This is a genomic window from Pseudoscardovia radai (genome assembly GCF_002259605.1).
Lineage (GTDB): Bacteria > Actinomycetota > Actinomycetes > Actinomycetales > Bifidobacteriaceae > Pseudoscardovia > Pseudoscardovia radai.
In genome coordinates this window covers 179490-200839 of the sequence record NZ_MWWR01000003.1, presented here as the reverse complement: position 1 = coordinate 200839, position 21350 = coordinate 179490, and the positions used below count along the sequence as shown (strand labels likewise).

The window sequence follows — 21350 nt, the reverse complement described above, 5'->3', positions numbered from 1 at the left end:
ATGGCAAACGTTACTGCGATCGGCTCCGGCCGATCACCCGACAATATCGGCACGAGGACGAAAGGAGGTGACCCCGATGCCACAGTATCAAGTCGACTCAGAGCAGATTCAGACCTCGAGTTCGGCCGTCCAGCAGTCCGTCGAACAGATCAGGACCGCCGTCAACGGCATGTACTCGAATCTGACCCAGCTGCAAGGCGTCTGGCGCGGCGGTGCCGCGACCCAGTTCGCTTCGGTCATCGCGCAATGGCGCGGTGCCCAGCAGCAGATGGAAGCCTCGCTGGAGAGCATCCAGAACGCCCTGGGTAGAGCGTCGACGCTCTACTCGGACGCCGAGGCCCAGGCCTCTCGTCTGTTCCTGTCGTAAGACGGAGCACCCCGTTGCATGGAGGGATTCTCGATCCTAGGCAGAGATCCTCCATCGCAACATCGCCCCTATCCCACTATCCCGGCGGCCGAACTCGCTGAGGCCGCTTACGAGAAGTCCTCGGATTCGTCTCCGTGACTCCTCCCTTCTTTTGCGCAGCGAATCCGAGGTCGTATTGCGGGGGCTTCGCCTCCCGCCCACCTTCCGCCATCGGTGTCACGGTACTTTTGGCGGAAGGCTCTCACCATGCCCGGCGACAACGGTGTCGCCCGGAATCCCCGTTCCACACGGCAATATCGCTCACACACACCGCGTTCCGCGATATAGAGTCACACCACATTCACGCCAGTGCCGCATTGGTGTCATGCCATCCCCGATTGTGCCCCGCCATCCCCAGTCATATCCGACCATGCTCGCTCTATGCACCTGGGCACACCGAAGCGCACCGGGAATACGAACACCAGGAATACGAAAAGGCCGCCATGCAATGCATGGCGGCCTTGGCTTGGCGCATCCTACGTGAATCAGTCAGCGGCGAACCGGGACGGCTCGTGACCATCCGACTGCATTCCGCGCGGTAGGCGCCTATCGATCGGACCTATCGACCGATCAGTAGCCCATGTCCTGGCCCTGGGCGGCCGGAGCTGCCGGCGGTTCCGGCTTGTTGGCCACGACGGCCTCGGTGGTCAGGAACAGACCGGCGATGGAAGCGGCGTTCTGCAGAGCGGAACGGGTGACCTTCACCGGGTCGGTCACGCCGGCCTTGAAGAGGTCCTCGTACTCACCGGTCGCGGCGTTCAGGCCATAGCCGGCGGGCAGGTTGCGAACCTTGTCGATCACCACGTCACCGGACAGGCCGGAGTTCTCGGCGATCTGCTTGATCGGGGCCTCGATGGCGCGGAAGACGATGCTGGCGCCAGTGGCCTCGTCGCCTTCGAGCTCGGTCTTCTTGGCGGCAGCGGCGGCAGCCTGGATGAGGGCCACGCCACCACCGGGCAGCAGGCCTTCCTCAACAGCGGCCTTCGCATTGCGGACGGCGTCCTCGATGCGGTGCTTGCGCTCCTTGGCCTCGACCTCGGTCGCGGCGCCGACCTTGATGACGGCGACGCCACCGGCGAGCTTGGCGAGACGCTCCTGCAGCTTCTCACGGTCGTAATCGGAATCGGTGTTCGCCATCTCCGCACGGATCTGGGAGATGCGGGCCTCGACGTCGTCCTTGGAGCCGGCGCCGGACACGATGGTGGTCTCGTCCTTGGAGACGATGACCTTGGCGGCACGGCCGAGGACGCTCTCGTCGATGGAGTCGAGCTTCAGGCCCAGCTCGTCGGAGACGACCTGGCCGCCGGTGAGGATGGCCATATCCTGCAGCATGGCCTTGCGGCGGTCGCCGAAGCCCGGGGCCTTGACGGCGACGGCGTTGAAGGTGCCGCGGATCTTGTTGAGGACCAAGGTCGGCAGAGCCTCGCCGTCGACGTCCTCGGCGACGATCAGCAGCGGCTTGCCGGTCTTCATGACCAGCTCGGCGATGTGGATGATGTCCTGCTGGCTGGAGACCTTGCCGGACGTCAGGAGGATGTACGGGTTCTCGAGAACGGCCGTCTGGTCCTCCGGGTTGGTGACGAAGTACGGGGAGATGTAGCCCTTGTCGAAGCGCATGCCCTCGGTGAACTCGAGGTCCAGGCCGAACTTGTTGTTGTCCTCGACGGTGATGACGCCATCCTGGCCGACCTTCTCGATGGCCTCGGCGATCTTCTCGCCGATTTCGGGATCGGCGGCGGAGATCGTAGCGGTGGCGGCGATCTGGTCCTTGGTCTCGACGGTCTTGGACTCGGCGTTCAGTTCGTCGGAGATGGCCTCGGTGGCCTTCTCGATGCCGCGGCGCAGAGCGATCGGGTTGGCGCCGGAGGCCACGTTCTTCAGGCCTTCGTGCACGAGGGACTGGGCGAGAACCGTAGCGGTCGTGGTGCCATCGCCGGCGACGTCATCGGTCTTCTTGGCGACTTCCTTGACAAGCTCGGCGCCGATGCGCTCGAACGGATCATCCAGGTCGATCTCCTTGGCGATGGACACACCATCGTTGGTGATGGTCGGGGCGCCGTAGGTCTTGTCCAGAACGACGTTGCGGCCCTTCGGACCAAGAGTGACCTTCACCGTGTCAGCGAGCTTATCGAGACCGGCAAGCATGCCCTGACGAGCTTCGTCGTCATAAGAAATAATCTTTGCCATGTTTTTCCTCCACAAAGGATGGCCTGTTTTCGTTATCTCACCCGATCGAAGACCGCCAGCGAATCGTCAGCTTCCGTTGGCACTCTCGCTCATCGAGTGCTAACTGTGAGACTAGCACTCTTGCCCATGGACTGCCAACCCGGCCACGCAATTCGCTCAGGGAAAAAATACCCGGTTCTTCCATACGCCTTTTCGACACCCGTTTTCTCGAACGGACGGAAGGCCCCGGAGCGCATGCGGAACCGATGGCGCGACGGCTCCGCATACGCGCCACGACACCACGGCACAGCGTCACAGCACTGTCAGCTGGACGACACTGCACCATCGGCGGAGCGACACAGCACCGGCAGTGCGCGGTCACAGCACCGGCAACGCGCGCCCTTCGACGAGCCTTTGGACACTTTCGTCGGATGTGAGGTTCTCCCCCAGCGGATTCGGCTTCCCCGCCCCGTGCCAGTCCGAGCCGCCGGTCACGATCAGGCCGTGGCTGTCGGCGATGTCTTTGAGGCGTCGGCGCTGGTCGGGCAGGTTGCCGCGATGGTAGACCTCGATGCCGTCAAGCCCCGCGTCGATCAGTTCCTCGAGGCGTTCGTCGCTCAGCAGCTGCCTGTTGCGCGAACGGTCCCCGGCGTGCGCGACCACGACGGCGCCACCGGCCTTCTTCACGGTGCGGGTTACCTCGAGCGGCGTCGGTGACGGAACCGGGATGTAGTACTTGTTCGTGGACGCGATGATGGTGGAGAACGCCTCGGTGCGGTCCCTGCAGATGCCGAGGGCCACGAGGGCGTCGGCGATATGCGGGCGTCCTATCGTCGTCTGGCTTCCCTCGCGCACCTGACGGCTGACGCATTCCCACGTCATCTGCGGATAGTCGGCGTGGATGCGCTCGACCATTTCCCTGACACGATTGAACCTGGCCGTCCTCGTGCGCTGGAACATCGCCGCGAGGTCCTCGTCATGCGGATCGTAGAGGTATCCGAGGATGTGCACGCTCGTATGGTCTACGTGCGCGGTGATCTCGGTGCCGCGAATCAGCGGGATTCCGTAGGCGCGCGAGGCGGCCTCGGCCTCCTGCCAGCCGTTCCACGTGTCATGGTCCGTGATCGCGACCCCGTGCAGGCCGATGTCGCGCGCCTGTCTCATCAACGTGTCGGGAGTCTCCGTGCCGTCGGAGAAACGGGTGTGGCAGTGGATGTCCCAACCAGCCGCGGGCGTTCGCAGGTCTGTTTCTTGCATACGGACCATGGTAATTGCCCGGCTGGCCACCATTGCCCGTCCTCCGTCCGCTCTCTTCCAAGTCCGCTCCCCACAGCCATGTCATCCTCACTCGCGCCCTTCAATCGCCTCCGGGGCCCTCTCCCGAGTCCGCTCGCATGGGCCCCGCCCTCGCAATCCCCTTCCGCCTTCTCCCGCCTCACTTCCAGCCCGTCCTCGTCTGCCCATCGAGCCCCCTCTGTGCCCGGCCTTCACGCGATACCGCGGCGGGGATATCGTTGTTCTTTGACACAATGGTGCACGACGTGGGTGCACGACGAAGGTGCATGACAGACCCATGCACAACACAGACCTATGTGAGGACATCATGGCAACAAGCACAGGCAAGGTCACGCGGAAGCGGACGACCGACGATAACGCCCCCGACATGGCGGACGAGACGTCCGCCATCGACACGCAGACCGAGGACGGCGACGCCTCGCTCCGGTTGCCCCGGGGCTGGCGCCACCGCTCGACGTGGCTGTATCTGGTCTATCTCCTGGCAAGCGTAGCGGCGATCATCGCATCGTTCACGCTGTCGGCCGACGCGTTGTATTCCGCGCGCCATCCCGACGAGCTGCTCAACTGCGACGTGAACGCGAAGGTCTCCTGCTCGGCCGTGGCACAGTCCTGGCAGGCGGAGATCATCAAGCTGGGCAATCTCAGCTTCCCGAACGCTTTCTTCGGCATCGCGGCGGAATCCGTGTTCATCACGATTGCGGTGCTGGGCCTGTCGAAGGTGATCTTCCCGCGCTGGTTCACGTTCTGCCACTGGCTGGGTAACCTCGCCGCCCTCGCCTACGCGCACTGGCTGCTGTCGCAGTCCCTGTTCGTCATCAACGCCCTGTGCCCGTGGTGCATTCTGCTCATGTTCTCCACGACCGTCCAGTTCATGGCACTGAGCCACGCGACGGTCACGGTGCAGGGCATGCCGCGGCATCCGAAGAAACTCGCATCGTATTACCGCCTGGGCATCGACATCCTCGTCGACGTGGTCTGGATTCTCGCCATCGTGGCGGTGATCCTCGCCGTGGATGGCTCGGCCATCTTCGCCTGACCGATAGGTGTCCCGCCGCCGACAGGCGAATGCGCAGAGGCCCGTCATGGTTTCCCATGACGGGCCTCATTCATATACGGTTCATTTCGGCATCCGGTATTCGCCGACATCGCAACCAGCAGCGCCGGTTATGCGAAATGGACGGCGCGCGTCGCGTCGTCGACGTCGTCCTCGAGGAACTCGAAACGTCCGACGATGCGCGCGTCGCCGGTCAGCTCCACGCGGTCCGGGAATACGTCGACCCGCACCACGCCACCGCGGATGCGGATGTACCACTCGCTCACGCCCGTCATGGACGCCAGCACGACGCCGGTGGCGCACAGGCCCGTGCCGCACGACATCGTCTCGCCCACGCCGCGTTCGTTGACGCGCATGTAGGCGCGCCCGCAGTCGACGCCCGCGAGGCTTTCGATCCTGACGAACTCGACGTTCTGCCCATGCTCGAGCGGCGGTTCGACAACCGGCGGGCGCGACAGGTCGAGCGCCTCGACGCCGGGAAGCTCCGTGTCGACGCCCCGCGTGACGCCGACGAGGTCATCCACGATGCACACGACATGCGGATTGCCCATGTCCACGAAGGTTCCGCGCACGTTGCCGGGAACGCCGACGAGGGAGACGCGATAATGGCCGTCGTCTCCCTTCTTCCACGGCCCCATGTTCACATGGAAGACGTTCTTGCCCAGACCGTCCACCGGCCCAAGGAAATCGAGGTATTTGACGCCGGCGCGGGTTGCGAGCGCGAATTTCTCGCCGTCCTCGCCCTTCCACACGCCCAGCTGCTTGGCAAACAGCGTGATGACGCGCGATCCGTTGCCGCACATCTCCGCCACGCTTCCGTCGGCGTTGTAATAGTCCATGAACCATTCGGCGCCGTCGGCGATCATGCGCTCGGCCTCGTCCGCATCGAGCTGCGGAATCGTGTCGTGCAGACGGGTGGGCACCAGACGCAGCAGGCCGTCGGCGCCGAGACCGCGATGCCTGTCGCACAGGAACTGGATCTCGGATTCCTCGGGGCGCAGTGTGCCCTCGGGATCGGCGTAGAGCACGAAATCGTTGGCCGTGCCATGCCCTTTGTAAACAATGCGTGGGATCGTCATGCGTCCATAGTACGACCGGCCGGTTTCCACGGCCGGATTGCGCTCGAGAGCGAAACGGTCGCCGCCGAATCCTCCGGTTCTCTTGCTGCCAGTCCCCTCAGTTCCCGGTTCCCCGCTGCCGGACTTTTCTCGATTCCCGGTTCCCTCGCTTCCCGGTTCCCTCACTGTTCCGAAGGCTCGCACTTTCGCGAACGGAGGTGGTTAGACTTTATACGAAAGCTGGGTTTCGCGCATACCCGTGACTTTGCGCAGCCAGGAGAGAGAATGAAAACCGCAATCATTGATGTCGGCGGCGGCTATCGTGCCATCTACGGCGCCGGAATCGAGGACTACTGCCTCAAGCATGGCATCACTTTTGACCATTGCTATGGCATTTCGGCGGGAAGCGCCAACCTCGCGTCCTTCCTCGCCAACCAGTACCGCCGCACCTACCGTTTCTACGTGGACTATTCGTTCCGCAAGGAGTATGCGAGCTTCGACAATTTCCGCAAGACGGGAAGCTACATCGATCTCGATTACGTTTTCGGAACGCTGTCGAACCACGATGGAGAGTATCCGCTGGACTATGAGGCGCTTGCCGCGAATCCGTCGCAGTTCACGGTTGTCGCGGCCGACGGCATCACCGGCAAGGCACACTATTTCACCAAGGCCGACATGCAGCAGGACAACTACGACATCTGCAAGGCGTCGAGCGCCGTTCCGATGGTGAACAAGCCGTATGTGATCGACGGCGTGCCGTATTTCGACGGCGGGATCATCGACCCGATTCCGCTTCGCCGTGCATTCAAAGACGGATGCGACAAGATCGTCATCATCCTGACGCATCCGAAGAACTGGATCCGACCTCAGAAGAAGGACGAGCTGCCCGCCCGTCTTCTCTCCCGCACGTATCCGAAGGCCGCAGCCGACCTGTGGTACCGCGCCCGCACATACAATGCCGAATCACAGGAGGCGCGCATGTGGGAGAAGTCAGGCCGCGTACTCATCCTCGCGCCGACCGACCTGTTCGGACTCGACACGCTGAAGAAGAGCAGGGAGAGCCTCGAGAACATGTACCGCGAGGGTTACCGCGACGCGAGAGCCATCAGCCGGTTCCTGTCTTAGCTTCCTGTTCCCTCCGGAGACACGTTTGGGAGACGCGTTCCCTCCAGTGACACGTTCCCTCCAGTGACACGTTTCGGCCTGCGGCGAAAGCCGCAGGCCGTTTCCGTCTTTGGGACGTCTTCCCTCGTGCACGGTGACTTTCTGCAGAGTCTCTTCCCTCGTGAGCTCCTTTCCTCACGGTTCCTCATCCCTCGCAGGCCCCTTTCCCTGGCGGCCCTCTTCCTTCGCGAATCCTCTTCCCTTGCCCTTCCTCGCAGGCTCTTCTTCCCGTGGTTTCTTCCTGTACGAGGTTTCTTCCCGCCCATGGGCGGTTTCTTGCCGCCGCGCACCGCTTCTTCCGGGCGTGACGAACAGTATGCACGACCGGTGGAATGCGGTTTCTTCCCGCCCGCGCATCTCCTCTTCCCCCTCCACGCATGGTTCTTCCTTCCCACGCACAGTTCGTCCCTCGCGCGGCGCTATTCCCTCGCGCGGCGCTATTCCCTCGCGCGGCGCTATTCCCTCTCTCGGCGCCGTTCCCCCGCTCGGCACCGTTCCCCCGCTCGGCGCCGTTCCCCCGCTCGGCACCGTTCCCCTGCGCGGCGCCGTTTCCTCGCAGTGCGGCGCCGTTTCCTCGCAGTGCGGCGCCGTTTCCTCGCAGTGCCCGGACGGATTATGCTGGTTCCCGGTTGGAACCGCGCCAAGGAGGATGGATGTCTAGCGATGCGCCGATTGGAGTGTTCGATTCGGGTCTGGGTGGACTGAGCGTCGTGCGCCAGATTCGCGCGGACATGCCCCGGGAGAACATCGTTTTCTTCGGGGATTCCGCGCATGCGCCATATGGCATCAAAACAGTCGAGGAAATTCGCGGATACTGTTTCTCCATTGGAGACCATCTGGTCGATGCCGGAGCGAAGGCCATCGTCGTTGCGTGCAACACCGCCACGAGCGCCTGTGTGCAGGAGATGCGGGAGAGGTATTCCATCCCGATCATCGGCATGGAGCCGGCGCTGAAGGTCGCCTGCGACCGCGGCGGAGGCACGCCACAGAACGTCATCGTCGCCGCCACCCCGCTGACCCTGCGGGAGCGCAAGTTCGCTCGCCTCATGGCAAGGTTCCAAGACACGCACCATATCGAGAAGCAGCCGTGCCCGGACCTGGTGACGATTGTCGAATCGGGGCACCTGACGGACCGCGAGCTCGTCATGGAGACGCTGCACCGCTACTTCGACCACTACGACCTCGCACATACGGATTCCGTGGTGCTCGGATGCACCCATTTCATTTTCTTCCGCGACTACTTCCGGGAGTTCATGCCCGACAACGTCGCGATTATCGACGGAAACGAGGGAACCGTGCGCCACCTGCACGTCATCCTCGAATCCCTGGGGCAGCTTGCCCCGGAGCCTCCTGAATCCCCAGAATCCCACGAATCCCAAGCGTCTTCCACCGACGCCGATGCCCTGCCCGAATCCGAGCTTGGAACGGTGACGCTGGAGAACTCAGACACCAGCGAGCGCATCATGCGGCTCGAACATCGTCTTTTCGAAACAGGACACTGAGACCACCCGCGCGATTCCTCCGCCCTCACGATTCCCCACCCGCCCCGCGCGATTCCTCCACCCACATAATTTCTCCACCCATGCAACTATGTGGCCTCGCCACACATACCTTGTAATACGATGCAACGAGGCTCCATAATCGTCGATTGTTAAAGTGCGCCAGACCATCGCGTCCCGAGGCACACTCCACCGGATTGTCATCGAGGCATCTTTCGGCATGAGCCGAGCACCACAATCAAACGAGGCAGACCCCACGTTTTATCGAGAGCGACCACATTTTCTTGGAGCTTGACCACATTTTTCATGTTTTGTTCGCGTTTTTGTTAACCCCATGCGTTACCATCGAAGTGTCACGACATCACAGGTGCCAAGGGGCAATTGGCTCCTCACGCTCAAAGAGGGAGAAACAGCATGGCAACCAAGAACAAGAAAACAAACAACGCTCCGATTTCCGACGAATCCATCATCGAGGCGCTGACGACACAGATGAAGATCAAGGACGCGGCCAAGGTTCTCGGCCGTTCCTACAACTGGCTCCTCAAGAAGAGCCACGACCTGGTGCAGGCCGGCCTCATCGAAAGCCGCGACGCGTACCCGGTGTATCACCGCACGGGTGGCCCCGCCGGCAAGACGATCACCGTCTACTTCAATTCCGCCGTCTGGCCGCAGGACAAGTACTACATCCGCGGCAGCTTCGACGAGTGGCAGAGCGAACCGGGCTTCGCCCTTGTGTCGTCGTCTTCCGACAACGCCTACTACTCCGTCGCGATTACCCTCCCGCAGGGTGTCGAGGGCGCCGATTTCTTCATCAACAACGGCCAGGACCTCAACGATCCGGCGAACCTCTACCAGCCGGCGCCGGGCGCCAACTTCCACCTGTCCGCCAGTGACGGCAGCGACTTCACGATCGAGAACTTCGACAACGCCCATCCGGGCAAGCCGCAGAACTGATTCCGACCAACCGGACCGGATTCCGGTGTGCCACGCACCGCGCACCGAACCACACGAAAAGGCCGAGCGACCACATGTCGCCCGGCCTTTTCTTATGCCGTTTCTTCCTCACGGCCCTTCCATCGACCGACGGGAATGCAGTGACCGACGGGAATGCAGTGACCGACGGGAATGCGGCGATCGGTGCGCATCGTAGACGGCGGCATCACGACGCCCCCGCCGCCTACGACCTGATATATCAGCGCAAGCCCGCACCGGCGCGGCATCACACCTGGATTCCGAGCTCCGACAGCATCTGGCACAGCATCACGTAGTCGCGAGCGCCATGCGCATCCGCATCGTATTCGCCGTCCGGGGTTCCGGAGAACACAAGCCGGAGGACCTCGGGGAACTGCATGGACTCCAGCAGCACCTCGCTGATATCCCACAGGAAGCCATGCGTTTTGCGGCATCGAGACAAAGGAACCTCGATGCCGAGCAGGTCCACGCCGGCCGCACCGTCGTCGCCCCGTCCGTCGGACTGAGACGAAGGTCCTCCGACGTACCGGGAGCGAATCGAGTCGCCTTTCGCCGTCGCCTTCCTGATACGCGAGCCGAGACCGCGCGACCTCGACCGCCGCTTCTTCGGCAGGCCGTAGAAGCTCTCGTATCCGGCGGATTCCGGGAACAGCGTCGGGATGGTGGGAACGCCGAGCGAATCTCCGCTGGACGGGGAGTCGACGCATTCCCAAGACTCCCCCGCGGCGGTGCGCATGACCTTCCGCGTTTTCCGATTCTTCCCCGTCTGTGCACCGTCGGGCGCCTTCCCGTCGGGCGCCTTCCCGTCCGGCGCCTTCCCTACCTCGCCGTCCGACGCGCGGTCCGACGCTTCATCCGAGCCTTTCCCATTCGACTCCCTCTCCGGCGCAGCGCCATCCGCCTCACCGTCCGCCCCTTCGCACACCTTCGGCGCCCCGAGCTCGCCGGAGATCGGCCGGAACACGGCAGGCTCGAACACCCCGTTCGCCATGAACCAGTCCTTGTTAATCACATTCACAAGAACCGGGATGTACTCGTCCGGGCAGCCCGGGATGGAACTCGCCTTCAGACCATCGAGCAGACCAGCCTCCGACAGAACGCTGTCGAGCAGACCACCGCCGAGCAGACCAGAGCCCTCCTGCATTCCGGGCACCTCGATCGGCGGATACTTTCGGCGCCGCCTGAGGGCCATTCTCCTCTCCTCCTCCCGCCGCGCCGTCTCGCGCCTCTCCCATTGCGCAAAAAGCCGCTCGGCCCGGCTCCGGTGCCGCGTGACATTGAGGAACGCGGCAATATCCGTCCTCGCCTCGCCTATCGCGTTCTTCCGACCCGGGGTCGGGATGTGAAACAGACGCGAGGTCGGCATCCACACGTCCTCGAACTGCGTCAGCCTGCCGCACACATAGCCTCCCGGGCAATGGAACAGGTCACGGGCAAGCCTGCGGTCGTGCACCACATGCTCCTCGTCGGACGACAGGCCTCTGAGCACCACCACGTTCGCGGCCAGCGAGACCACGTCCACTTGGAAGACGCCTTCGATCGAATTCGTCAGCACCTTCCACAGGGCCCGGCTGCGTTCGCGCGTCAGCGGATGCATTCCGCCCTGGTTCTCGAACAGGTAATAGGCAAGCGGCGTGGTGCTGTTGCCGATTTTGTAACTGTAGACGAACCAGTCGAAGAACCAGTCATGGATGGCGTCTATCTCCCCGAGGCACCGCGCCATGCCCTGCGGATTCACCTGGATCCGCCGCAGGTACTCGGCGTAGGCCTCGAGCACGAGGTCCTTGTGCTCGGCCAGGTAGTACGCCATGATCGGGGCGAGCGAGAAATACGGCAGCGGGGCGAAGCGGTCCTCGTCGCAGACGCCCAAGCCGCGCAGGTCCTCGGGAAAACCATCGACGCGGTCGTGGCAATACCCGGCGGGCAGGAAAGGTTCGGACGGGCGCCGCCGACGACGGTCCGCGGGCGCCATCTTGCGGCGTTTGCGGGCAGGAGTACGACACGATGCATCCGCATCGGACGTCGCCCCGCACTCGGTTGTCTTTTCTTCGGCGGGTTTCTTCCTTACCTCGGATTTCTTTCCTGCTGCGGGTTTCTTTCCTGCTTCTGTGGGCTTCTTCCCCGTCGCGGCTTTCTTCTCCGTCGCAACAGCCTTTTCTTCCGCGGGTTTCTTCCCCTGCTCGGCGGTCTTCCCCCGGCAGGTTTTCTTCCCCACGCAGGTTTCCTTCCTCAGGCAGGCTTCCTTTCCAAGGCAGGACGTCCTCCCGCACTGGCATATCGCGTTCTCCATGGTTTTCTCCCCTTCCGTCGGTTTCTCCTTCGCGCCGGTCTTCTTCACGTCGGTCTTCTTCGCGCCTCCCCCGTCGGGCCTCTCCCCTCCGAACGGGCAGGAATGCGCGCAGCCGTGCGCCCCGGCCGGGCCGTCTAATATCTGCTCTGTGCTGGATGCGACGGCATCGGATTCGCCGTCGAATTCGGTACTGGGCATTCTTTTCTCCACCTTTCCTTGCACCCCATGAGACAGTGAATTGCGTGTGATTCTTCATGCGACGCCGCTGCGATACGCGGCATCGGGCGGCCGCCTCAATCCGGCCGCGTGAAAACGGGTGTTTCGAACCTAACAGACGGTCCGCGCGATCCGGGGGATTTTCGAAAGGGGAACGAGAAGACAGACGATGATGCGATTTCGCGAAAATCGTCCGCGAATACCAATGCATATCGTTACGACAGCCGCGTCCGCCGCTCGCGTTTTCGCAACCGCGGGCAGGCCTTCCCGCAAGATTTTCCGAACGATTTCTCCATTCGTGCTGGGCAAACGCTGAAAACACAGGGGAAAACGCACCGCATTGCGACACGCCGGGCGTGTCGCGCACAACCCGCCGCCGCCTCGTCCCAATCGCCGCATCGGGAGTGGGAACGTAGAATCGTGACAAGCACAGCCGGACGCACCCGGCACCCGGCACCAGCCGGCACCAGCCGGAACCAGCCGGCACCGCAACCGCAACCGACTTCCGTCGCCAAGGAGGGCATATGGATCTTTCCGGAATCCGTCATGAAATGGATAACCGCTACTGCTTCGCACTCAGCCGCAGCACGTCGTGCGGCGCCTCCAGCAAGAATCCCGACGACGGGGTCGCGCGCTTCTGCGTGCGCATCGAGACGGCCGCCGGCGACATGGACTCCGTCATCCTGCACCTCGAGGACCGCTACCTGCATTCCCGCACCGACGACCTGTACGGCGAGGCGAAGAAGACGCACCAGGACGCGCCAGCCGGCGCCCCGTTCCACGGCCGCTGGAGCACCGCCTACACCTACCCCATGCGCCGCTACGCCTCCGACGGCGTGCACGATTACTACGAGGCGCAGGTCGACATCAACACGCTGTGCACGAAGTATTACTTCGAGCTGCATGGCCGCGACGGCTCCACCATGTACTACTCGGGCTACGAGTTCTCGAGCACGGAGCCCACGAACCCGCTGTACGCCTTCGACAGCCCGCAGACATCGCGCGAGGAGAGTCTGTTCGACGCGCCGGACTGGGCGAAGAACACCATCGTGTACCAGATCTTCCCCACGGCCTTCGCCATCGATGACGAAACGGCGGGTCGCACGCACGATGCCACGTCGCACGACGCGAGCGCCACCGCCGCTCCCACGTCGACCGCGACCACCGCCCCCGAAACCCTCGCCGCCGAAGCCGCCTCCGCCCGCGCGCGCCTGGCCGAGAACGTGAAGAACAAACCGGACTGGCACCAACCGATCACGAATATCTTCACGAACCTGCACGGAACGCTGCGCGGCGTCATCGAGGCGCTGCCGCATATCCAGGAGCTGGGCGCGGGCGCCATCTACCTCAACCCGGTTTTCGTCTCGCCCTCGCCGCATAAGTACGACACCGTCGATTACCTCCACGTCGACCCGTCGCTCGGCACGGACCAGGACCTCATCGACCTGGTGGCCGAGGCGCACCGCCGCGGCATGCGCGTGATCCTCGACGGCGTGTTCAACCACACCTCCGAAAGGTTCTTCGCGTTCCAGGACGCAATGAAGAACGGCCGCGACTCGAAGTACTGGGACTGGTACTGGCTCGACGACTGGCCGCTGGACCCGCACGGCATGCCGAACTACAAGACCTTCGCCTACTACGGCAACCTGCCCAAGCTGCGCACATCGAACCCCGAGGTGCAGGATTACTTCATCGACGTGGTGCTGCATTGGATCGACGTGGCCGACGTGGATGGCTGGCGCATGGACGTGGGCGACGAGATCGACCATGTTTTCTGGAAGCGCCTGCGCAAGGCCGTGCACCGAAAGCACGCGGACGTGATCCTCGGCGGCGAGGCGTGGCATCCCGCCTTCGATTTCCTCGAGGGCGACGAATGGGACACGGTGATGAACTACCACTTCCGCTGGTCGGCGCTGCGTTTCTTCGCGAACGGCGAGTTCCGCGCCAGCGACGTGGTGCGGCAGATCGGCTTCATGCGCGGCAAGCTGCATCCCGTGGCGTGGCCGCTGATGTGGAATCTGCTCGACAGCCATGACACCCAGCGCTTCCTGCACGAATGCGGCGACGACGATGCCAGGCACCGCCTGGCGATGGCCATGCAGATGCTGTCGGCCGGCTCCCCGCTCATCTACTACGGCGACGAGTACGGCCTGGCGGGCGGCACCGACCCGGACTGCCGCCGCGGCATGCCGTGGGACCCGTCCGAGCAGGATGCGCCGACCTACGAGTGGTACCGCGCGCTGCTGCGCCTGCGCACGTCGCTTCCCGCCGTGTACGAGGGCGAGGTGCTGGGAATGGACGCCGATGACGAGCGCGGCGTCATCACGATTGCGAAGAGCACGCGCTTCCTCGAAAGCGAGGCGAGCCATATGCCGCCCTTCGAGCTGGCCGGCCACGATGCCCTCGCCGAGCACCGGAGGGCGGCGCTTGCGGGCCCGCGCATCACCATCGTGTACCATAATTCGCCGAATACCGACCGTCTGGAGGGTTTCGGGGGAACGACGGATCTCATCACGGGCCGCCCGTTCGACGGCACGCTTGCCCCGTACCAGGCGCTGGTGCTCGGCACGAAGTAGCGCGACGCATCCGCCGCTTGGAGTTCAGTCACCATCCGCGGCGGATGCGTTCGGCCACGCCGTCCACCACGTGCCGTATCTGTTCGGGCCACATCAGCGGCACCATATGCCCGATTCCGTTGAGGACCACATGCTCGGCGCCGGGAATCGCCCGCGCGATCTCGTCGGACTTCTCCCACGGCACGATATGGTCCTCACGCCCCGACACGAGCGCAACCGGCACCGTCACCCGCGAAAGCGCCGCAAGCCCCTCGGGCCCGCCGAAGTCAAGGCCCGCGTCCGCCTTCCAGTCCTGCAGCTGCACCGCCTCGGTCTCGGGGTCGGGCCCCACATGCGCGAAGGCGTACTCGTCCTCCGGCCCCACGGTGCCGTATGCGAGCGACATGTCGAGGCGGTCGTGGCGCAGCGCGTCGATGAAGGCGGGCGGCATATGGCGGAAGTCCAGCGCGCCACCCACAATCACCGCGCCCCGGACGGTGGCCGGCCGCCGTTCGAGCACTCCGGCCACGAGCGCGCCGCCGAGGGAATGGCCGACGAGCAGCACGTCGGGGATGTCGCTGATGAAATCGCAGATGGCGTCGGCGTAGTCCTCGGCCGTGTCGCCGCCGCGGTGCGCGGAGCCCTGGCGGCCGGGAAGGTCGGGATAGTAGCGGTCGTAGGCGTCGAAGGTACGCTGTACGCGTGCCAGGCGCGTGCGGTTGCTTCCGGTGCCGTGCACGAACACGATGCTGATACGACGGTCGGCGCAATTCGCGCGGCCCGTGCGGCCAGCGGCGGGTTCCGTGGCCGCGCACTGTGCGGCCACGTCGGGCACAGGCGCGGTTCCGCTTGATTCCCCGGCGGCGAAATAGGCATACGATATGCCGCGCTTGGCATGCACCGCCCACGTGTCGAAATCGGCCTGAGTGCAGACCCCGCGCGGCGTGCGCGCCGCATAGACCGGCTCCTGCGAAGCCGCTCCGGGCGCTTCCGCCGCTTGCGCCGCCTGCGACGATTGCGCCGCCCCGATTGATTCAAGATCACGCGTCATGTTGGTCTCCTCGACGTTCTGCGTTCTTCCCTATTGTGCCCGCGCCGCGTTACGCCCCTCCTCGATGATGCGCGCGAGGCGCTCTCGGTCCGCTTCGGCAATCGCATCGCCGTCATGCGAGGCCACCCAGCGCACGATCTGTCGCGTAGTCAGCACATCCATGTCACAGTCGGCGCGGATGGCGGCGGTGGCGGGAAACACCACGGCACAATGGCATACGGAGGGCGACACGCCGAGGAACGAGGCGGCCGCGTCAGCCAGGAGCATGTCGTTGACGCGTGGGTTCTCCACAATGCCGCCATGGCGCAGCCCCGGCCACGCACCGGAGGGCACGGCGACGGGACTCGCCTCGGAAACGCCGCGTGTCGCCACTGCGTCGAGCACGATGCGCACGGCGTCGGGGTCGGGCATGTCCCGAGTGGGAGCCACAAACCAGAACGGCAGGCGGTCCGGCGCGAACACCGTGCCGTCGAGCGGGTAGATCTCAAACAGGAACACGCCATGCGGGCAGATGACGAGCTGGTCGACGGTCAGCTCGCCATGCGTGTCGGAGATGACGGCGTCCTTGACGACGAGCACGTCCCCCGGCAGGGTGGACAGGCGGTAATGCGCCTCGATCGACACGGCGTCGCGCGCCATGGGGCCGTGCCGGTACACGGCGAGATCGGCGGCGGAACCGGCGATGGCGGGGCCGGCCGCATCGTCCGGCACGATGCGCACGAACAGGGATCCCGTTCCGCGCGATGGCGCGGACATCGTCTCGATGGCGTCGGATACCGCGACACGCCCCGAACGCGAGGCGCGTCGCGAGGCACCGCCGCGCGGAGCGGCATGCGCCCCATGCTTCTGCGATGATTCGGGAAGGTTATGCTCGGCACGGTACCGGCGCCTAGCCTCGTCATGGGCCTTGCGGCGCCGCCGCTTGCGAACGGTGCAGTAGACGTTGTACAGAAGGATCGCGCACAGCACGGCGAAGGCGACGACGCCGTAGAGAATCCTGCGATCCATATTCACCTCACAGCGCTCTGGTGTGGCCTGCCGGAACACGGCTTATCTTATACCAGCGGGCGGCGCGCCATTGGAAGCCGGCCACGCGCCCGCGTCACCAAACCCGCGTCGCCAATCCCGCGTCACGGCCCGATCCCGCGTCACGCCCGCAAACCATCACAGAGTGAAACCGGGCACGAAAAACGCAATGACCACGAAGAACACGGCCACGAGCACCGCCCACAGGCCGCGCCCGCGATGGCGCGAACACATGAATCGCTCGGGATGGTCGGGGTCCACATACACATCCATGGTCTCGCCCTTGCGCGCGGCGAATTCCCGCTGCAGCGTGGCGCGGCCGAACACCTGCAGGGCCACGCCCATATGCTCGATGCCATCGTAGGTATAGCGCATAATCGGCGCATGGGCGCCGGCATCCACGCCGCAGCAGCACGCGTCGACGCGCTCGCGGCACCTGGCCACGCGCACCTCGAGCACCGTGGCGTAGGCAAGGAAGGCCAAGGCGACGGCGACGGCCAGCACCTGGTGCCCCACGCTTTCGCCATGCCGGCAGGCGGCGATATTGGGCACGATGGCCACGAGGAACGCACAGATGGCGATGGCGAGGGGAACGCGCGGGCGCTCGTTGACGTGGGCGCCCCGCCGAATCTGGATCCACGACGAGACGGCGATGGCAAGTTCGATCAGTCCGACGATGAACACGAATGCCGTGATCAGCTTCATGGCTCCGTTCCGCTCCTTTCGGCCTTCGCCCGCCCGCGCATGCCGCATGCCGGAGGCGGTGTGCGGACGGATCCGGCTCCATTCTTGCACGAGTGCCTGAGAACCACGGGCGCCTGAGAACCCAAGCCCGCCGCATACGGTATGCGTCCGCCGCGGCGGCATCCGGCCGTGGCGCATGCCCCGCGGCGTTGCTAATCTCTTAGGTAGTTACGGACAGGCGCGTCCGCGGGCGACGCGAAGGGAGAAGCACCATGAAGCGATTCAGGCAGAAGCGATCCGAGACGTCGGCGCAGAAGACGGCGCAGGCGTCGGGGCACCGCGCCCCCGAGGCGGACCTCGCAGACCAAGGCGAGTCGGCCGCGAAACGCGAGGCGGCGTGCGCCGCCGCGGCCATCGTGCTGTCCGTCGCCGGGCTTTTCGTCACGCTTCTCATGCCGCAGAACCTCGGCTGCATCATCGCGCTCCTGGGCATCGCGGTGGCCGCGCTGCTCACAATGCGCGCCGTGTTGCTCGCACGCTTCCAGCGCTCCCTGCTGCCCGAGCCCCTCGCCACGCTCCGATCGCGCGGCGCCAAGGAGGCCGCGCTGTTCTATGACCGCCGCCCCATCCCGCATATGCTGACGTCGGTCGCGGCCGCCGCCTGCGTGGTGGCAATCGTCGGGTCCGCCTGCTCGGTGACGTATTCCTTCCGCCGCAGCGGCATTTTCTTCGACACGATGAGGACGTGGACACTGGATGACGAGGGCGGCTGGCGGCGCAACGGCGCCCCCGCCAACTACGCAATCGCCGAATCGACGCCGTCGGCGTCGGCCAGCGGCGCGGTGGGCACGAGCATCCCGATCCTTCCGTCATCATCCGCCACCGGATCCGACACGCAGCTGCAGACGAACCCGATGGCGTCGGTCAGCGGCACGAAGGTGGGCAACGATGCGGTGACGCGCAACAATCCGGCCACCGACACCGACGATTCCTCCGCGCTCAAGGTGGTGGGAGTGTCGCTCGACAACTACGCCTACGGCTACTACAACGGCTGGGTGGAGCTGCGGAACAACACGGACGAGACGGTTCTCAACGCCGACGTGGCCATCACGATGCTGACGAACACGAGCACGATTCTCAGCCAGGGCGACGCCCACTGCACCACGCCCATCGAGCCCGGTCAGACCGGCCGCGCCTACCTGCAGATGAAGGGCTCCGGCGCCGCGGCCCTTATTCCCTACACCACCGTCTGGTATACGCCGGGCGACTCCACGGTGAGCGCCGATGACGACCAGTACACGGATTCCTCCAGCACAAGCAGCATCGACTTCGCCGCCTCGCGCACCACGCCGGGCACCGTGTTCCACAAGGCCTCCCCCGGCGTTCCCGCCATCAAGCTCCATTAGACGGCCATCACCGCGAGTCCATCGCCCACCGTCCGCGAGCGCTTCACCGGCGCCACGCCTCGAATCCGAGGCGTGGCGCCTTTCATCTATACCCGTCGGCCGCCGTGCACCCGCGCGCCCTCACACATGCCACTGCGTGGCCCAGTCGAGGTGCTTGTGGAAGGGCACGTCGCGCCAGGAAACCGGATAGCCGGCGCCATGAGCGCAGAACACGGAGTCGGGCGTGTTATCGAGGTCGGAGACGGGGTCATAGCGCGCCTCCTGCACCACGTCGATCTCGTTGCGGCACGGACGGTAGCCGTCGAAGGTGCAGATGATGTGTCCGCGCCCGTGCGTGTAGGCGTTCACGTCGGTGGCGTATCCGCTCATGCGCGCCACCGGGGCGTGTCCGGTCAGGGTCACGATGCCCTCGGCACCATCGTCCGGCCCGAAACCGCCAGCCCCGAAACCGCCAGCCCCGAAACCGTCCGAACCGAAGCCACCCGACACGCCTGAACCCTCCGGCGTGTTTTCCATATCATCATCGATGGCGCAGTCGCCCCGCATCATCTGCACGTCGGACATCGCACGCCCCACGCAATCGGCCGGCACATCGAGGCGGAACGCGTACCACGGCTCGAGCAGGCGGCAGGCATCGCGCTCCCTGAGCTCCATCAGCCCCTGCCGCACGGCGCGGTACGTGGCCTGCCGGAAGTCGCCGCCCTCCGTGTGCTTGAGATGGGCCTTGCCCGCCACCAGCGTAAGCTTCACGTCGGTCAGCGGCGCCCCGATAAGAACGCCCAGATGCTCCTTCTCCGCCAGATGCGTGAGAATAAGCCGCTGCCAGTTGCGGTCGAGCACGTCGAGGCTCACGTCGCTGCCCGTGCGCACGCCGCTGCCCGGCTCCCCCGGCTCGATGAGAATATGCGCCTCGGCGTAATGGCGCAGCGGCTCGAAATGCCCCACGCCCTCCATCGGCTCGGTGACGGTCTCGCGGTACACGATGCCGCCGTTGCCGAAGCCCACGTCGATTCCGAAACGCTCGAGCATGACCTGGTGGATCAGCTCGAGCTGCATCTCTCCCATCACCTGCACCTGCAGCTCCCGGAGGCGCTCCACCCACGCCACGTTGAGCATCGGCTCCTCGTCCTCGAGTTCGCGCAGCCCGGCGATGGCCCGGTGCAGCGTGAAGTCGTCGAAAACCGGGTGCGGCGCCATGGGCGACGGCTTCCAATCCGGCGTCTTGGCCGGCCACACGCTGTATGTGAGCACCGGCTGCAGCGTGGGCGACCCCGCGTCGGGCTCGAATCCGAGGCCCTGCCCCGGGAAGGTGCGCTCGAGCCCGGTGACGGCGCAGACGCCGCCCGCCGGAACCTCGGTGACCACTTCGTATTTGGCGCCGTTGTAGATGCGCACCTGGTCGATTTTCTCCACGATGGCGCCATCGTCGGACGTACCGAGGCCGCGCCCGCCGCCGGGGATCTCGCGCACCACGTCCTTGGCGTGCAGCTCGCCGCCGGTCACACGCAGCCAGGTGAGCCTGTTATGCCGCTCGTCATGCGAGATGCGGTACACCTTCGCGCCGAACGCCGCCGGACGCCTCGTCTCCTGCATCCACATGCCGAGGCCGTCGAGGAACTCCTGGATGCCCGACATGTGCAACGCGGAGCCGAAGAACACGGGGAACACGATGCGCGAGGCGATGAGACGGCGCACGGTGGAGCGGCGCAGCGCACCGGTGTCGAGGTATTCCTCGGTGGCCGCGTCGTCCTGCATGATGACGTCCTCGGCGTACCAGCCCCAGTCTCCGACATCGATGGCATCGTCGTCGGACGCGCCGGTCGCCCCGTCCGCAGCGGCCCCGTCAGCTCCGGTCGCACCGTCAGACCCGTCAGCCCCGTCCGCTCCATCCGCGCCATCCCCGCCGTCAAGCGGCACGATGCCGTGCGACAGCCTGCGCTGCAGCTGGCGCAGGACGGCGTCGCGATCGGCCCCGGGCGCATCCATCTTGTTGACGAATACGATGACGGGCACGTCGTAGCGCTCGAGAAGGCGCCAGAGCATCTCGGTATGCCCCTGCACCCCGTCGGTTCCGGAGATGACGAGGATGGCGTAGTCGAGCACGCGCAGCACACGCTCCGTGTCGGCGGCGAAATCGACGTGGCCCGGCGTGTCGAGCAGCGTGAGCTCGAGGTTTCCGGTGCGGATGCAGGCCTGGTGCGCGTGGATGGTGATGCCACTGCGCTTCTCGAGTGGATCGGGGTCGAGAAACGCGTCGCCGTGATCCACGCGCCCGGCCGTGCACACGGCACCGGTGGTGTACAGAAGCGCCTCCGACAGCGTGGTCTTGCCTGCGTCCACATGGGCCACGATTCCTGCGACGACGCGCCTCGGTTCCGATTCCTGCGATGCATTCCCCGTCTGAGTCATACGCCCCATCATGGCGCGCCCCGCGGATATCCGCATGCCATGCACATGCGCAGAACGAAAGCGGCGCGCCCTGCCGTGAGGCAAAACGCGCCGTCTGG

At 65.0% G+C, this 21350-nt stretch carries 15 protein-coding genes; 7 read left to right on the top strand and 8 right to left on the bottom strand.

Annotated elements, in window-relative coordinates; genetic code table 11:
• Positions 1 to 76: 76 nt before the first annotated feature.
• On the top strand, positions 77 to 367 hold the full coding sequence (locus PSRA_RS01840) for a WXG100 family type VII secretion target (protein ID WP_094660153.1): 291 nt from the start codon (positions 77 to 79) through the stop codon (positions 365 to 367).
• Between the two features lie 609 nt (positions 368 to 976).
• Here PSRA_RS01840 and groL read toward each other — a convergent pair.
• Both groL and PSRA_RS01830 read right to left on the bottom strand, forming a co-directional pair.
• Positions 977 to 2593 (bottom strand): chaperonin GroEL, encoded by a 1617-nt coding sequence (gene groL / locus PSRA_RS01835; protein WP_094660152.1) that lies wholly within the window; start codon positions 2591 to 2593, stop codon positions 977 to 979.
• A gap of 357 nt (positions 2594 to 2950) precedes the next feature.
• Positions 2951 to 3829, bottom strand: coding sequence for a PHP domain-containing protein (locus PSRA_RS01830; RefSeq protein ID WP_094660229.1), 879 nt, complete (start codon positions 3827 to 3829; stop codon positions 2951 to 2953).
• Between the two features lie 406 nt (positions 3830 to 4235).
• Here PSRA_RS01830 and PSRA_RS01825 point away from each other — a divergent pair, with 406 nt between their 5' ends.
• Positions 4236 to 4904 carry a vitamin K epoxide reductase family protein gene (locus PSRA_RS01825; RefSeq protein WP_094660228.1) on the top strand — a complete coding sequence of 223 codons (669 nt, stop codon included), beginning with the start codon at positions 4236 to 4238 and terminating at the stop codon, positions 4902 to 4904.
• A 128-nt stretch (positions 4905 to 5032) separates the two neighbouring features.
• Here PSRA_RS01825 and dapF read toward each other — a convergent pair whose 3' ends face one another.
• Positions 5033 to 6001: a diaminopimelate epimerase gene (gene dapF / locus PSRA_RS01820; protein WP_094660151.1), complete on the bottom strand. Its 969-nt coding sequence runs from the start codon at positions 5999 to 6001 to the stop codon at positions 5033 to 5035.
• A gap of 264 nt (positions 6002 to 6265) precedes the next feature.
• Between dapF and PSRA_RS01815 the strand changes: the two genes are divergently transcribed.
• The 3 genes from PSRA_RS01815 (at position 6266) to PSRA_RS01805 (ending at position 9597) form a co-directional block, all read left to right on the top strand.
• Positions 6266 to 7105: a patatin-like phospholipase family protein gene (locus tag PSRA_RS01815; protein ID WP_094660150.1), complete on the top strand. Its 840-nt coding sequence runs from the start codon at positions 6266 to 6268 to the stop codon at positions 7103 to 7105.
• A 692-nt stretch (positions 7106 to 7797) separates the two neighbouring features.
• Positions 7798 to 8646 carry a glutamate racemase gene (murI, locus tag PSRA_RS01810; RefSeq protein WP_094660149.1) on the top strand — a complete coding sequence of 283 codons (849 nt, stop codon included), beginning with the start codon at positions 7798 to 7800 and terminating at the stop codon, positions 8644 to 8646.
• A 411-nt stretch (positions 8647 to 9057) separates the two neighbouring features.
• Positions 9058 to 9597, top strand: coding sequence for a hypothetical protein (locus tag PSRA_RS01805; RefSeq protein WP_094660148.1), 540 nt, complete (start codon positions 9058 to 9060; stop codon positions 9595 to 9597).
• A gap of 265 nt (positions 9598 to 9862) precedes the next feature.
• Here the strand turns inward: PSRA_RS01805 and PSRA_RS01800 are convergent, their stop codons facing one another.
• Entirely contained in the window at positions 9863 to 12103 is a 2241-nt protein-coding gene (locus tag PSRA_RS01800) for a hypothetical protein (protein WP_094660147.1), read from the bottom strand.
• 542 nt (positions 12104 to 12645) lie between these two features.
• On the opposite strand from PSRA_RS01800, the gene PSRA_RS01795 reads away from it, so the two are divergent.
• Entirely contained in the window at positions 12646 to 14697 is a 2052-nt protein-coding gene (locus PSRA_RS01795) for a glycoside hydrolase family 13 protein (RefSeq protein ID WP_094660146.1), read from the top strand.
• 28 nt (positions 14698 to 14725) lie between these two features.
• On the opposite strand, the gene PSRA_RS01790 is transcribed toward PSRA_RS01795, so the two are convergent.
• From PSRA_RS01790 to PSRA_RS01780, 3 genes are all read right to left on the bottom strand, one after another.
• Positions 14726 to 15727, bottom strand: a complete 1002-nt coding sequence (locus tag PSRA_RS01790) for an alpha/beta fold hydrolase (protein WP_094660145.1) — start codon at positions 15725 to 15727, stop codon at positions 14726 to 14728.
• Positions 15728 to 15757: 30 nt separating this feature from the next.
• Positions 15758 to 16735: a nuclease-related domain-containing protein gene (locus tag PSRA_RS01785; RefSeq protein ID WP_094660144.1), complete on the bottom strand. Its 978-nt coding sequence runs from the start codon at positions 16733 to 16735 to the stop codon at positions 15758 to 15760.
• Positions 16736 to 16891: 156 nt separating this feature from the next.
• Complete coding sequence (locus PSRA_RS01780) at positions 16892 to 17458, bottom strand: DUF3592 domain-containing protein (RefSeq protein WP_094660143.1); 567 nt, start codon at positions 17456 to 17458, stop codon at positions 16892 to 16894.
• A gap of 251 nt (positions 17459 to 17709) precedes the next feature.
• On the opposite strand from PSRA_RS01780, the gene PSRA_RS01775 reads away from it, so the two are divergent.
• Positions 17710 to 18843, top strand: coding sequence for a hypothetical protein (locus PSRA_RS01775; protein WP_094660142.1), 1134 nt, complete (start codon positions 17710 to 17712; stop codon positions 18841 to 18843).
• 120 nt (positions 18844 to 18963) lie between these two features.
• On the opposite strand, the gene PSRA_RS01770 is transcribed toward PSRA_RS01775, so the two are convergent.
• On the bottom strand, positions 18964 to 21252 hold the full coding sequence (locus PSRA_RS01770) for an elongation factor G (RefSeq protein WP_094660141.1): 2289 nt from the start codon (positions 21250 to 21252) through the stop codon (positions 18964 to 18966).
• Positions 21253 to 21350 lie beyond the last annotated feature (98 nt).